General features: G+C 69.9%; 16 protein-coding genes. 6 read left to right on the plus strand and 10 right to left on the minus strand.

Annotation, left to right across the window (positions count from 1 at the left end):
- Nucleotides 1–191 precede the first annotated feature (191 nt).
- On the plus strand, nucleotides 192–1,535 hold the full coding sequence (locus ACZK5D_RS10110) for a TrkH family potassium uptake protein (RefSeq protein ID WP_458993977.1): 1,344 nt from the start codon (nucleotides 192–194) through the stop codon (nucleotides 1,533–1,535).
- A complete protein-coding gene (locus ACZK5D_RS10115) occupies nucleotides 1,525–2,199 on the plus strand; it encodes a potassium channel family protein (RefSeq protein ID WP_463665206.1) in 675 nt (224 codons plus the stop codon). The genes ACZK5D_RS10110 and ACZK5D_RS10115 overlap by 11 nt, the downstream gene beginning before the upstream one ends.
- Nucleotides 2,200–2,229: 30 nt before the next feature.
- On the opposite strand, the gene ACZK5D_RS10120 is transcribed toward ACZK5D_RS10115, so the two are convergent.
- From ACZK5D_RS10120 to ACZK5D_RS10155, 8 genes are all read right to left on the minus strand, one after another.
- Nucleotides 2,230–3,165 (minus strand): amino acid ABC transporter permease, encoded by a 936-nt coding sequence (locus ACZK5D_RS10120; protein WP_463665207.1) that lies wholly within the window; start codon nucleotides 3,163–3,165, stop codon nucleotides 2,230–2,232.
- Complete coding sequence (locus tag ACZK5D_RS10125) at nucleotides 3,162–3,809, minus strand: amino acid ABC transporter permease (protein WP_463665208.1); 648 nt, start codon at nucleotides 3,807–3,809, stop codon at nucleotides 3,162–3,164. The genes ACZK5D_RS10120 and ACZK5D_RS10125 overlap by 4 nt, the downstream gene beginning before the upstream one ends.
- A 69-nt stretch (nucleotides 3,810–3,878) precedes the next feature.
- The gene (locus ACZK5D_RS10130) at nucleotides 3,879–4,742 is read right to left on the minus strand and encodes a glutamate ABC transporter substrate-binding protein (protein WP_463665209.1); all 864 of its coding nucleotides are present in this window, start codon (nucleotides 4,740–4,742) and stop codon (nucleotides 3,879–3,881) included.
- 81 nt (nucleotides 4,743–4,823) lie between these two features.
- Complete coding sequence (locus ACZK5D_RS10135) at nucleotides 4,824–5,576, minus strand: amino acid ABC transporter ATP-binding protein (protein ID WP_463665294.1); 753 nt, start codon at nucleotides 5,574–5,576, stop codon at nucleotides 4,824–4,826.
- Nucleotides 5,577–5,725: 149 nt separating this feature from the next.
- Nucleotides 5,726–6,667, minus strand: coding sequence for an ABC transporter substrate-binding protein (locus ACZK5D_RS10140; protein ID WP_463665210.1), 942 nt, complete (start codon nucleotides 6,665–6,667; stop codon nucleotides 5,726–5,728).
- A gap of 22 nt (nucleotides 6,668–6,689) precedes the next feature.
- Complete coding sequence (locus ACZK5D_RS10145; RefSeq protein ID WP_458993983.1) at nucleotides 6,690–7,382, minus strand: ABC transporter permease; 693 nt, start codon at nucleotides 7,380–7,382, stop codon at nucleotides 6,690–6,692.
- Entirely contained in the window at nucleotides 7,379–8,053 is a 675-nt protein-coding gene (locus ACZK5D_RS10150) for an ABC transporter permease (protein ID WP_458993984.1), read from the minus strand. Before ACZK5D_RS10150 ends, ACZK5D_RS10145 begins: the two co-directional genes overlap by 4 nt.
- The gene (locus ACZK5D_RS10155; protein WP_458993985.1) at nucleotides 8,050–8,859 is read right to left on the minus strand and encodes an ABC transporter ATP-binding protein; all 810 of its coding nucleotides are present in this window, start codon (nucleotides 8,857–8,859) and stop codon (nucleotides 8,050–8,052) included. Before ACZK5D_RS10155 ends, ACZK5D_RS10150 begins: the two co-directional genes overlap by 4 nt.
- 71 nt (nucleotides 8,860–8,930) lie before the next feature.
- Here ACZK5D_RS10155 and ACZK5D_RS10160 point away from each other — a divergent pair, with 71 nt between their 5' ends.
- Nucleotides 8,931–10,394 carry a CYTH and CHAD domain-containing protein gene (locus tag ACZK5D_RS10160; protein WP_458993986.1) on the plus strand — a complete coding sequence of 488 codons (1,464 nt, stop codon included), beginning with the start codon at nucleotides 8,931–8,933 and terminating at the stop codon, nucleotides 10,392–10,394.
- Between the two features lie 25 nt (nucleotides 10,395–10,419).
- Here the strand turns inward: ACZK5D_RS10160 and ACZK5D_RS10165 are convergent, their stop codons facing one another.
- On the minus strand, nucleotides 10,420–11,337 hold the full coding sequence (locus tag ACZK5D_RS10165) for a TIGR01777 family oxidoreductase (RefSeq protein WP_458993987.1): 918 nt from the start codon (nucleotides 11,335–11,337) through the stop codon (nucleotides 10,420–10,422).
- Nucleotides 11,338–11,467: 130 nt separating this feature from the next.
- Here ACZK5D_RS10165 and ACZK5D_RS10170 point away from each other — a divergent pair, with 130 nt between their 5' ends.
- From ACZK5D_RS10170 to ACZK5D_RS10180, 3 genes are all read left to right on the plus strand, one after another.
- Nucleotides 11,468–12,094, plus strand: coding sequence for a sigma-70 family RNA polymerase sigma factor (locus ACZK5D_RS10170; RefSeq protein WP_458993988.1), 627 nt, complete (start codon nucleotides 11,468–11,470; stop codon nucleotides 12,092–12,094).
- A gap of 122 nt (nucleotides 12,095–12,216) precedes the next feature.
- The gene (locus tag ACZK5D_RS10175; RefSeq protein ID WP_458993989.1) at nucleotides 12,217–12,627 is read left to right on the plus strand and encodes a CsbD family protein; all 411 of its coding nucleotides are present in this window, start codon (nucleotides 12,217–12,219) and stop codon (nucleotides 12,625–12,627) included.
- Between the two features lie 27 nt (nucleotides 12,628–12,654).
- The gene (locus tag ACZK5D_RS10180) at nucleotides 12,655–12,798 is read left to right on the plus strand and encodes a GPGG-motif small membrane protein (protein ID WP_182799952.1); all 144 of its coding nucleotides are present in this window, start codon (nucleotides 12,655–12,657) and stop codon (nucleotides 12,796–12,798) included.
- 57 nt (nucleotides 12,799–12,855) lie between these two features.
- On the opposite strand, the gene ACZK5D_RS10185 is transcribed toward ACZK5D_RS10180, so the two are convergent.
- A complete protein-coding gene (locus ACZK5D_RS10185; RefSeq protein ID WP_463665211.1) occupies nucleotides 12,856–13,476 on the minus strand; it encodes a DsrE/DsrF/DrsH-like family protein in 621 nt (206 codons plus the stop codon).
- Nucleotides 13,477–13,485 lie beyond the last annotated feature (9 nt).

Genomic DNA, 13,485 nt, shown 5'->3' on the forward strand with positions numbered 1-13,485 from the left:
AACGTCATTCCTTCTTGCCTGGACCACGGGCGTGGTCACTCAGACAATCCTAGGCCATTGAGCGCCAAGTAGGCGATCCATTGCGATGAGCGAGTCGGAATCCGACGCACTTTTCCGCCCAAGGCCCGGCGAAAGGGCCCATCAGAGCCGATATGAGCACAACCCGGGCGCCTGGGAATATGATCTGCGCCATGCGCCTCACACGGTGGTTGGGCCACCCGGCGAGGGTGATCCCGGCGGTGTACCTGGTGGGCATCGCCGTCGGCACGGGCCTGCTGCTTCTTCCGGCCGCCACCACAGGCGGCGAATCGGCGCCCCTGATCCACGCCGCCTTCACGGCGGTGTCGGCGATCTGCATCACGGGCCTGACCACCGTCGACACCGCCACGTTCTGGAGCCCATTCGGGCAGTTCATCATCATGGCCCTGATCCAGGTGGGCGGATTCGGGATCGTGACGCTGGCGAGCCTGCTCACCCTCGTCGCCACGGGACGCATCTCCCTGCAGGGCTCGCTCATCGCCGGGCAGGAGCTCCGGACCGGGTTCGGGTCGGTGCTGCGCGTGCCGAAGCTGATCGCCGTCGTGATGCTGTCGGCCGAGGCCGTGACCGCCGCCGTGCTCACGCTGGCCTTCCGCCCGTACACCGACGGCTGGGCGTCCGCCGCCTGGCAGGGAGCCTTCCACGCGGTATCCGCCTTCAACAACGCGGGCTTCGCCCTCTACAGCGACAACCTGATCGGCTTCGTCGGGGATCCCGCCGTCATCGTTCCGATCTGCCTGGCCGTGGTGCTGGGTGGGCTCGGGTTCCCGGTCCTGTTCGAGGTGGGCCGCAGGATGTTCCGCCGTGGCCGGCGGCAGGCCCGCTGGAGCGCCAACACGCGCCTGACCATCGCCGGGACCGTCTCGCTGCTCGTGCTGGGGGCCGTGATCTTCGCCCTCGCCGAATGGAACAACCCGCGCACCCTCGGCGCCATGCCACTCGACGACCGCGCCCTCGCCGTGCTCGCCGGGGCGGTCTTCCCTCGCACCGCGGGCTTCAACCACATCGACTACGGCGACGCCAACGAGATGACGCTGGCCCTGTACTACGTGCTCATGTTCATCGGGGGAGGCTCGGCCGGAACGGCGGGCGGGATCAAGGTGGGCACCGTCGGCATCATCCTGGCCACGGTGGTCGCCGAACTCCGAGGCGAGAGTCAGGTGGTGGTGGGAAGCCGCGCCATCCCGGCGACGGTGCAGCGCGCCGCCCTGGCCGTGGTGATGCTCGGCTCGGCGACGGTGGCGCTTGCGACGTTCTTCATCCTCGTCGACGACCGCTTCACGCTCCAACAGGTGCTGTTCGAGACCATCTCGGCCTTCGGCACCGTCGGCCTGTCGACGGGCATCACCCCGCAGCTGAGGCCCGAATCGCTGGTGGTCCTTATGCTGTTGATGTATCTGGGGAGGGTCGGAACCGTCTCGGTCGCCGCGGCGCTCGCCCTCCGTGCGCGTCACCGTCACTACGTCCTACCGGAGGAGCAGCCAATTGTTGGGTAGATCAGAGCGTCGGATCAGCGACGACACCGTGCTGGTGGTGGGCTTGGGTCTCTTCGGCACGGCCACCGCGCACGCCCTCCACGACATGGATGTCCCCTTCATCGCCGTCACCGACGACCACGCCCAGGCCACCAGGCACGCCGACGAGTTCACCCACGTCATCGAGATGGACCCGTCTGACCGCGAGGCGCTCGAGCAGATCGGCATCGAGCAGATCCACAAGGCCGTGGTGGCGCTGAGCAAGGTGGAGCTGTCGATCATGACCGTGCTGGCGCTCTCGGAGCTGGGGGTCAAGGAGATCTGGGCGCGCGCCGCCACACGGGAACACGGCGCCATCCTCGAACGCATCGGGGCGCACCACGTGGTCTATTCGGAGGCCTCGACCGGCAAGCGTGTCGCCCATGCCGTGTCGGGCTACATGATCGACTACTTCGAGTTCGAGGACGGCTTCGCCATGGCGCGGACTCGGGCCCCGAAGGTGATCTGGGACAAGACACTGCGCGAGGCCCTGGTGCGGACGCAGAACAAGGTGACGGTGGTGGGCGCCAAACGCCCAGGGCAGGACTTCATCTACGCCGTCCCGGAGATGGTCATCGAGGCGGGGGACGTGCTCATCGTGTCGGGCCGCGTCGAGCACGTGGACGCCTTCTGTCGCCTCCGCTGACGCTGGGCGTGGTGCGCCCCTTCGGCTGGATCAGGCGTGCCGGTTGTCCTCCGACTGGCGCGCCGCGGCGCTCGCCTGCATGAGGCGGATCGTCGACGTCGGATCCGCCGTACCAGGGGCGGCCCCGCCGTCCTTGGCCAGGTGACCGCCGCTTCCCGTCCGCCAGGACAACCACCGGGCGAACCACGAGACCAGCAGGTTGATGGTGAGGTAGATCACCAGGGTGACGATGAACAGCGAGAACAGGTACCGGTTGCCGAAGAAGCTCGCGAGGTTGTTCATGTTGCTGCGGATGATCTCGTTGTACCCCACGATGTAGCCCAGCGACGTGTCCTTGAGGAGCACCACCAGCTGGGCGACGATGATCGGCAGCATCTGCCGGAACGCCTGCGGGAACTCGACGAGAAGCTTCGACTGGAACTCGCGCATCCCCAAGCTCAGGGCCGCCTCCCTCTGCCCGCGCGGCAGGGCGGCGAGGCCTGCACGTAGGGCCTCGCCGATGAGGGTGCCGTTGTAGATGATCAGGGCGATGACGACGGCCCAGAAGGCGCCCGTCGAGGCCACCAGCAGGATGAACAGCATCATCAGCAGCACTGGCATCCCGCGGAAGAACTCCAGCATCACGGCGGTGGGGACGCGCACCCACGGCAGGCGCGAACTGCGCATCAGCGAGAACACGACGCCCAGCGCGATGGCGCCGACGGCCGCGACGGCCGCGGCCTGGAGGGTGGCGACGACGCCCGCCCCGATGAAGCTCCACACCTCCGGGTCCAGGAAGATGTCCCACCGCGATTCGTCGAACATCCCCGGCAGCGTGATCCCCGCCGACTGGCGCGGTGCGGCGAGCAGGGACACGATCCAGGACGCGCCCGCCAGGATTGCGACGATCGACACGATCGACCCGACGAGTGAGGCGCGACGGGCCCGGGGGCCCGGCGCGTCGAACAGGACGCTGTTGGCGCTCATCGCGACACCACCCATCTCTTCTCGAGCTGCACGGCTGCCAGGCCGAGCGGAACGGTGATGACCAGGTAGAGGGCAGCCGCCAGCACCAGGATCGGGATGACGATGTTGCCGTTGTCGTTGACGAGTTGGCGTGTCGAGGCGAACAGCTCGACGACGAAGAACCCGCCCGCGACGGAGGTGTTCTTCGTCAAGGCGATGTAGACGTTGATCAGCGGCGGAATCGTCATGCGGAACGCCTGAGGCAGGACCACCAGCGACACCGTCTGGCCGAAGCCCAGGCCGATGCTGCGGGCCGCCTCAGCCTGCCCGACCGGCACACCGTTGATGCCCGAGCGCAGGGCCTCGGCCACGAACGGTGAGGTGTAGTACGTCAGCGCGACGAAGGCCAGCAGCAGGAACGGAGCGCGGAAGCCCAGCATCGGCAGGACGAAGGCCGTGAAGAAGAACACCAGGGTCAGGGGAGTGTTGCGCGCGACCTCGGTCCAGACCGCCGCGAACCAGCGCAGGACCGGGACCGGCGAGATCCGCATGGCGGTGATGACGGTGCCGAGGACGAGCGCGAGCCCGCCCGAGACCGCCAGCAGCAGCAGGGTGGCGCGGAGCCCCTCCCAGAACTGCGGCATCAGTGACCACAGCTGCGTCAATGGACTGCCCCTTTCGGATTGGGCTGGTGGGCCCGGCCGGCTCTGCCGGGCCGGGCCCACCCGAGGGGATCAGTAACGGTCAGGTGCGGGCGGCTCGACGAACGGCAGGACCGTCCCCGCCGTCTCGTTCCAGGCCGCCTCGTAGGTGCCGTCGGCGTAGCTCGCCTCGAGCACGTCGTTGATCCACATGCGGAAGTCCGTGTCCTCCAGCGCGAGTCCGATGCCGTAGGGCTCGGAGGTGAACGGCTCGCCGACCACCTTGAACTCGCCCTCGTTCTGGGCGGCGAGCCCGGCGAGGATCACGTTGTCCGTCGACACCGCGACCACCGTGCCGTTGCGCAGAGGCTCAAGGCAGTTGGAGTACGTATCGGTGAGCACCGGAGTGGCGCCGATCTCCTCGAGCTTCGCGGCCGGAGTGGATCCGGTCACCGAGCAGACGGGCTGACCCACCAGATCGGCCTCGCTGGTGATGTCCTCGTTGTCGGCGAGCACCAGGATCGACTGTCCGGCCATGTAGTACGGGCCCGCGAAGGACACGACCTCCTTGCGCTTGTCGTTGATCGTGTACGTGGCCACGACGAAGTCGACCTGCCCGTTCTCGATGAACGGCTCGCGGTTGGCCGAGACGGTCTCGACCCACTCGATGTTCTCCTCGGCGATGCCGAGGTTGGACGCGATGATCTTGCCGATCTCCACGTCGAAGCCCTCCGGCACGCCCGAGGGGCCCATGAGGCCGAACAGCGGCTGGTCGAACTTGGTGCCGATCGTGACCTTGCCAGCCTCGTTCAGGGTGGCCATCGTCGTGCCGTCCTCGAACGACACCCCCTCGGCGGCCGGGGGAGTGGTCTCGGTCGCGGTCTCTCCCGCGCAGCCGGCCAGCGCGAACGCGCCGGCGGCGCTCAGCGCGATCAGGGAGTTCCTCATTCTCGTCATGCCTCTTCCTTTCCTTCCTGGTGTGCGGCCGCCATGGTGACGGCCGCTCTAGGGCCTCCGCCCGGGGGCGGAGGGGTCTGGTCAGTGCTGCAGGATCTTGGACAGGAAGTCCTTCGCCCTGTCGCTGCGGGGGTGCGTGAAGAACTCCTCCGGCGTGGCCTCCTCGACGATGGCGCCGTCGGCCATGAACAGGACCCGATCCGCGGCCTTGCGGGCGAAGCCCATCTCGTGCGTGACGACGACCATGGTCATGCCCTCGGAGGCAAGGCCGACCATGACGTCGAGCACTTCGTTGATCATCTCCGGGTCGAGCGCGCTCGTGGGCTCGTCCATGAGGATCAGCTTCGGGTCCATCGCCAGGGACCGCGCGATCGCCACGCGCTGCTGCTGGCCGCCGGAGAGTTGGCTGGGCATCTTCCGTGCCTGGTTGGCCACGCCCACGCGTTCGAGGAGGCGCATCGCCTTCTCGTCGGCGTCCTTCTTCTTCATTCCGCGCACGCGGATGGGCCCGAGGGTGACGTTCTCGAGCACCGTCTTGTGGGCGAAGAGGTTGAAGGACTGGAAGACCATCCCGACGTCGGCGCGCAGCCGTGCCAGGTCCTTGCCCTCCTCGGGCAGCGCGCTGCCGTCGATGCTGATGGTGCCCGAGTCGATGGTCTCCAGCCGGTTGATGGCCCGGCACAGCGTCGACTTGCCGGATCCGGAAGGGCCGATGACGACGACGACCTCGCCGCGGCTGACCGTGGTGGTGATGTCCCGCAGGACGTGGAGGTCGCCGAAGTGCTTGTCGACGTGATCGATCACCACCAGCGGTCCGCGGCGACCCACGTTCATCTGCGACATGGGCGGTGGTGTCTCCGGTGTGGCCATGGCAGCACCCTACGAGCATCATGCGGGTGCCGACATAGCCGGACGGGCCTGTTTACCGACCTGTTACAGAAAGGGAACGTCCGGGGCGATCGCGGCCGGACGGCGTCGCCGGCTCAGGCGAGGCCCTCCTCCGCGAGCCAGTCGGCCGCGATGTCGGCCGCAGGAAGCTGCTCGGTGACGCTGCGGTCGTTCAGCGCGATCAGGTCGTCTGCGCCCATGGCGGCGCTGACGGCGTCGATGATCCCCTCGGCGGTCTCGTCGACGTCGTCGCTTGCCAGGGGCACGACGTGCGAGGCGAGGAACAGGCCCTCGTTGTCCTCCAGCGAGACGAGATCGTTCTGCGCGATCGTCGGGTCAGCGGTGTAGATGATGGCCAACTGGATGTCGCCGTCCTGGAGCGCCTTGACCGTCAGCGGGCCGCCGCCGTCCTCGATGGGTGTGAAGCCCACCTCGATGCCGTACTTGTCGGCCAGGCCCATCGGCCCGTTCGGGCGCGTCTCGGCCTCCGAGTTGGCCCCGAGCGTCAGAGGCTCGGTCACCTTCTCGAGGTCGGCCACCGTGACCAGGTCCCATTCGTCCGCGAACGCGCGGGTCACCACGTAGGAGTCCTGGTCCGTGGCATCGGACTGGGCCAGCACCCGCAGGCCCTCGGGGACCGCCCCCTCCAACTCGGCGTACACGTCGTCCGACAGGCGCGCCTCCGTGTCCGGCTGCCAGAACTGCAGGAGCGGGCCCGTGTACTCGGGGAACAGATCGATCGCGCCGGCCTCGATCTCGGGAAGGTAGGCCTCGCGCTGGCCGATGCGGAACTGACGATCCACATCGTAGCCCTGGGCCTCGAGTGCCTGTGCGTAGATCTCGGCGATGATCTCGTTTGAGTAGTAGTCCTGCGAGCCCACGACGATGGGGCCGGCCGACGGCGCGGACGCCGAGCCCGGCGTTGAGGCCGACCCGGGTGCGGAGCCGCTGGCGAGCGGATCGCTGCCGGCGCAGCCGGCCAGGAGGAGAGCTGACGCGGCGAGCGGCAGGAGCAGGTTCAACGGGCGACGGGGCATGGCATGGTCCTTTGCTGGGTTCTCACGTGGTCGACGGGGTGGTCAGGCGGGCACCGGCGGGATCGGCGATGCGGTAGGACAGTCGCTGGCAGGTGGCGAGCGCCACCTCCAGCAGGAGCGCGAGGGCGATGACCACCATCGACCCTCCCAGCATCTGGGCATAGTCGCGGGTTTTCAAGCCCGCGAACAGGTAGCGGCCGAGGCCGAAATCGGCGGTGTAGGCGGCCAGGGTGGCCGTCGCCACGACCTGCAGCGTGGCCGCCCGAAGCCCCCCCAGCATGACCGGCAGGGCCAAGGGCGTCTCGACGAGCCACACCACCTGCGCGCCGGAGAAGCCGACGGCCCGCGCGGCCTGGGGGATCGCCGGGTCGACGGCCATGAACCCCGAGTAGACGCCGGCCAGCAGCGACGGGACGGCGAGCACCACCAGCGTGAGGAGGGGAGCCTCCAGCCCGATCCCCAGCCACAGCCCGAACAGCGTGAGCAGGCCGAGGGAGGGGATGGCCCTGGCCGCGCCGGTCGCGGCAGCCACTGCCCCGGACCCCCGCCGGGTGTGGCCGACCGCGATCCCGGCGGGAACGGCGACGGCCGCGGCCAGCAGCACCGCCGCGGCGGTCATGGCCATGTGTTGGCCCACGCGCGTCGGGATGCCCGCCGCGCCGCTCCAGTGCGCGGGATCGGCCAGCCAGGCGAGCGCCTCGGCGAGGAGGTTCATCGCCGCACCTCAAGCAGCACCGGGTCGCGGGAGTGGGAAGTCGCCCGGGTCCATGGTGTGAGCGCACGGCCCGCGAGGATGAGCAGGCCGTCCAGGGCCAGCGCCAACGCCACGGTCATGACCACGCCGGTGGCCACCTCGGCGACGATGCCCCGCTGGAACCCGTCGGTGAGAAGCGTGCCGAGACTCGGCACCCCGATGAGGGCACCGATCGTGACCAGCCCCACCGTCGAGACGGTCGCGACGCGCAGGCCGGCGAGGATCACCGGCGTGGCCAGCGGCAGGTCCACGCGCCACAGGACGCCCGAGGGCGAGTGTCCGATGGCCACGGCGGCGTCGCGCACCTGCCGGTCCACGGACCCGAAGCCGTCGGTCACGCTCCTCACCAGCAGCGCCACGCCGTAGATGCTCAGGGCCACGATCATGGTCGCGGACGAGCGCAGGGGGGTGCCGAAGACCACCGGGATCACGATCAGCAGCGGGAGCGCCGGCACCGCGTAGAGCAGCGTGGCGGTGGCGAGCACGGGGCCGCCCACGCGTGGCCGACGGTGGGCGAGCCAGCCAAGCGGGAGGGCCACGAGGAGGCTGACGGCCACTGCCGGCACCGTGAGAAGCAGGTGCCCGAACGAGAGTTCGACCACCTGCTCCCAGTTGTTGGTCAACCAGGTCACTCGAGCACCCCGACCGGGCGGCCGTCGGGATCCACCGCGATCCTCCGGCCGTCGACCATCTCGACCCTGAGGCTGCGCTGGCCGCGGGTGACGCCGATGAAGTCACGCACGAAGTCGTCGGCGGGCCGGGCAAGGATCTCCGCCGGGGTCCCGCGTTGGGCCACCTGGGCATGGCGGCGCAGCACCACCACCTCGTCGCCGAGGCGGAAGGCCTCATCGACGTCGTGGGTGACGAAGACGATGGTCTTGCCCAACTCCGCCTGGAGCCGGAGCAGCTCATCCTGCAGCTCCCTGCGGACGATGGGGTCCACGGCCCCGAACGGCTCGTCCATCAACAGGATGTTGGGGTCCGAGGCCAGCGCGCGGGCCACCCCCACGCGCTGCTGCTGACCGCCTGAAAGCTGGGAGGGATAGCGGCGCGCCACCACCGGGTCCAACCCCACGCGCTCGAGGAGCTCCGCCGCCCGGGCCTGGGCCACGCGGCGTGTCACCCCGCTCAGCATCGGCACGGCGGCCACGTTGTCCGCCACTGTGCGATGGGGGAGGAGCCCACCGCTCTGCAGGACGTAGCCGATCGAGCGGCGCAACCTGACGGGGTCCGCCTCGCGCACGTCGCTCCCGTCGATCAGCACCCGGCCCGCCGTCGGGTCCACCATGCGGTTGACCATCCGGAGCAACGTGGTCTTGCCGCTGCCCGAGGAACCCAACAGCACCACCGACCGGTGCGACTCGACGGTGAGCGAGAACTCGCGCACGGCGGCGGTGCCGTCGGGGTACTGCTTGGCGACTCGCTCGAACTCGATCACGTGGCCAGCATACGAACTGATTGCGCCCGCACCAGCCCTGTTCAGGGCCCCGCCCGTAGACTGGCGGGACGATGACCGGAAGCGACGAGGCGGATCCGGCGCTCGGGCGGGAGCGCAGATTCGTGGTGCCCGACGGCGCGTCACCGCCCAGCCTCGAGCAGTTCGGCGCCACAGGCCCAGCCCAGAGGCTGCGCCTCACGGCCGAGTACTTCGATACGCCGGACGGTGCCCTCGCGCGCGCAGGCGCAGCCCTCAGGCGCCGCACCGGCGGGGCCGAGGACGGGTGGCGCCTGACCACGACGATGAGCGACGGGGGAGTGCTGGAACACAACCTCCCGGCCGGCCCCCTGCGCCGGATTCCCGCGGCGCTCCGCGCGCCAGTCGCCGACATCGTGGGAATGGAGCCCCTCCTCCCGGTACTTCGGCTCAGGGCGCGTCGTCGCCTCGTGTATCACTTCTCGGACGCCGGCCGGATGCGGCTGGCGGTGGCCGTGGACCGGATCACGGCGCGCCCCGGTGGAGGGACGGCCCACTGGTGCGAGCTCGGGTTGAGCCTGTCCCCCGGAGAACCCCCGAGCACGCTGGAGGACGCCGCACGCCTGCTGGCGGGCGCTGGTCTGCGTCCCGCCACGCGCGCGCCGGTTGTGCTGGAGGCCCTCGGACCGGCCGTCGCTCTCGGGCCGGCTCGCGGCCACTCAGCAGCCGCTGCGGTGTTGCACGTTCTCCGCGGCGAGTACGGCCGGTTCCAGGCGCTCGAGGCGCTGATCGCGTCCGACGAGCCGGACGCCGTGCATCGCGCGAGGGTCGCGTTGCGTCGGATGCGCAGCGTCCTGATGGTCTTCGGGAGCACGCTGAAGGCGGCCGACGCCACCGCGTTGCTCGACGAGCTGCGCTGGGCGGGGGCCCTCCTCGGTGGGCCGCGGGACACCGAGGTCCTCCTCGAGCTCGTCGACGAGCTGGCCGCTGACACCGACACCGCCCTGACCGCCGCGATCCACGAACGTGTCGCGGCCCACCTCGCCGCCCGGCACGACGAGGCCCGGGGCCGGCTGCTGACCGCTATGGCCACGCCACGCTGGGACGCGCTGCACGAACGCATCGTCTGCCTACTCGTGACCTCCAAGCCGGCCCGCGCAGGGAAGGACCGGGCGCCTCGACAACTGGGACTGCTGGCCGGTCGCGCGGAGAGGCGCGTCGAACGTCGGCGGACGCGTGCCGTCCTCGATCCGGCGAACCCCGTCCTCTGGCACACGGCCCGCAAGGCGGCGAAGGCGGCACGCTACGCGCGGGAGGTGACGGCCGACCTGCCCGGCGCCGGCAGGTCCGAGCGGGAGCGTGCCGATGCGTGGAAGGAGGTCACCGACGCGCTGGGCCGGTTCCAGGACCTCGCGATCGCCAGGGAACTGATCGCCGAGATGGCGCCGGCAACCCCGGACGGCTCCTCCGACCAGGCGACGCTGCTGGCGGGCCTCGACGCCCTCGCCGAACAGCGACTGGGCGAGGCGCAGACCGCGCTCGTGGCCGTGTCGCCCTGACCAGCGGGCCTGTGACCCCCCACCCTCAATGGCTCACCAGAGCGCCGGTCACCGCCTCACCGACGGTGGGGTGGCGGAAGGTGAATCCGGCCGCCTGAAGCGCCGCCGGCCGGACGTCCGCGTCGGCGGTCAGCAGCGAGTCCGCCGCGTCCCGCCCCAGGACCAGCCGGAGCGCGAAGCCCGGCACCGGGAGCCAGAACGGCCTGTGCAGCGCACGAGCGACGGCCCGGCCCAGCTCCTCTGCCGTGGCCGGGCTCGGACCTGACAGGTTGAACGGCCCCGAGACGTCGTGATCGATGACGTGCCGGATGGCGCGGACCTCGTCGTCCAGGGAGATCCAGGGCCAGACCTGGTTACCGGCGCCGATGCGACCCCCCAGCCCGAATCGTGTCAGGAGGATCAGCGGCTTGAGCACCGCCTCTGGGTGGACGACGGGGGCCGTGCGCAGCGTCGCCACCCTGGCGTGCGGGCCCGCGAGCGACGCCTCCGCCTCCCAGGCCACGCACAGCCGGGCGAGAAACGTGTCCCCGGCTGGAGAGGCCTCGGTGAGGACGCGTCCCGGCGCCGAGCCGTAGTACCCCACCGCTGAGCCCGAGATCAGGGCAGGGGCGTCGGCGCCCAGACTGCGCACCGCCGTCGCGACCGACCGGGTGGGGACCAGGCGCGACTCCCACAGCATGCGCCGGTACCGGCGGGTCCAGGGGAGGCGCCCGATGCTCGCGCCGTTGAGCACCACCACCGCGAGCGCTCCCCGCAGGATCTCGGGGTCCAGAGCCTCGGATCCAGGGTCCCATCGGACCTCGTCAGGGCCGCGGGGAGGCCGCCGGACCAGGGTCACCACGTTCACCCCGTCGCCCCTGAGGGAAGCCACCAGCCCCCGCCCGATGAGCCCGGAGGCCCCCGCGACAATCACTCTCTGCGCCGTCGAGCCGGTTCCTGCCATGCAGCAGACCTTGCCACTTTTCGCACGGGAATGGTTGTCAATCGCCGCGGCCCGTGCGAAGCTAGCGTCAGACGAAGCGGTTCAAACCACGTGCCGACTCCGACTCAACTGTCCGAAAGTGAGTCAAGTCATGTCACGTGCCCTGACCACCATCCCGTCCCCCACCCCCGAGCTCGAGAGCCTGGTCCTGGACCACCTGGACCTGTGCGAGGCCCTCGCACGGCGCTACGCGAACCGGGGCATCGACCTCGACGACCTCGTTCAGGTTGCCCGCGTGGGCCTCGTCTGCGCGGCGCAGCGGTTCCGCCCGGAGGCCGGCGCATTCGTGCCGTACGCCGTCGCCACCATCACCGGAGAGATCAAGCGGCACTTCCGCTCCAGCTGGATGGTGCGTCCCCCGCGGCGCCTCCAGGAGCAGCGCAGCGACGACGCGGCGCATCACCAGCGCGAAACAGACGCACTGAGCGCGTTCCGCCCCGTGTCCCTCGACAGCTCCCCCGTCGGAGACGAGGGGCATGCCGTCGAACTGCCGGTGACCGACCACGACATGGAGCTGCTTCCCGATCTGCTCACGCTCCACTCCGCCGTCGATCGCCTCGACGAGGTGGAGCGCGAGGTTCTTCGGCTTCGATTCGTCGACGACCTCGCCCAGGCCGAGATCGGCCGCCGGCTGGGCGTGAGCCAGATGCAGGTCTCGCGCATTCTCAGCCGGGTGCTCGCCGGTCTCCGCGAGGAGATGGAGCCCGCGGCCGCGTGAGCCGACGGCCACCAGCGGCCGTGTTCGAGGCCCGCTGTTTGAAACCCGCCGTACCGGGTACGTAGAGGGAGAGACGCCATTCGCACCAGCGGATGGGGCCGATTCGAATCCAAGGAGGAACCATGGGGATCGAAGACAGCATGCGCAGGGCAGGCGACGAGGTCGCCGGGCGCGCCAAGCAGGTGTGGGGTGACCTCACCGACAACGAGCGCCTCGAGGCGGAGGGCCGGGCTCAGCACACCTCGGCGGACGACGACCGCATCGCCAACGAGCGCTTCAGGGACGACGGGGTTGATGAGACCCGCCTCGATCGCCGCAACGACGGGGTCGGCGACGACCTCAGGCCCAACGTCGGCGACGACGGCAGCCTGCGCGACGCCCTCCGTGACGACATGGGCCAAGGGCCCGACTCCGTTGCGGGCGACCCCACGCCCGGCACGCCGGGCGACGACGGCACCCTCCGCGACAACCTCCGAGACGACATGGGACAGGGCCTCCACGGCCACGCCACCCCGCGTCGCGATCACATCTGACCACCACAACCACATCAGGAGAACATCATGGGAACAATCCTCTGGATCATCGCCGCCGTGCTCGTCATCGCCGGCATCCTCGCCATCGTCCGTAGCCAGCTCGTGTGGGGCATCGTCCTCATCATCCTGGGCCTCCTCGTCGGCCCGGGCGGAGTGAGCCTCTTCACCTGACGATCCGACACGCGCCGAGGCGCCCTTCCCATCTGGGGAGGGCGCCTCGGCGTCTGCTCAGACGAAGATGACCTGGGCGCCCTCGGACAACTCGATGAAGTCGGCGGCGCTGATCACGTCCTCCACCCCCTCGTAGAGGTCAGACAGGGTGAGCCCGTTCATGTCGAAGCTGAGCTTGCAGCCCCACAGGTGACCGCCGGAGGCCACGATGATGTCGAGCATCTCCCGGACGCCAGGTATCTCCAGGTCGTCGAGCTGCTTGCGCATCATCTTCGTGGCCATCTTCGTCATGCCGGGAATGGCGCCCATCCCCGCCCACAGCGGCATGCTCGGCGCCATGGGCAGGTGCATGGCGGTGTTGCCCAGCATCGTGAACTTCAGGTCGTCCATCGTGCGCTCGGTGACCAGGTCGAAGCCCCAGAACGTGAAGAAGATGTGGGTCTCGATGCCCTCGCCCAGCGCGGCGTTGGCCATGATGAGCGCGGGATAGGCCATGTCGAGGTTGCCCTTGGACGCGATGAAGCAGATCTTGCGCGGACGGTCCTCGCCGGTGGCGGGGGCCGCGAAGTCGGACGGCTTGGCCTTGGCGCGGGGGGCGCCCGGGTCGGTGTGGGCGGGCGTGGCGCGGGGCGTGCCGCCGAAGTCGGGGATGATCGGGGTGTCGGAGATGGTGGTCATGGCGCAGTC

Source organism: Tessaracoccus yangjingae (assembly GCF_055326235.1).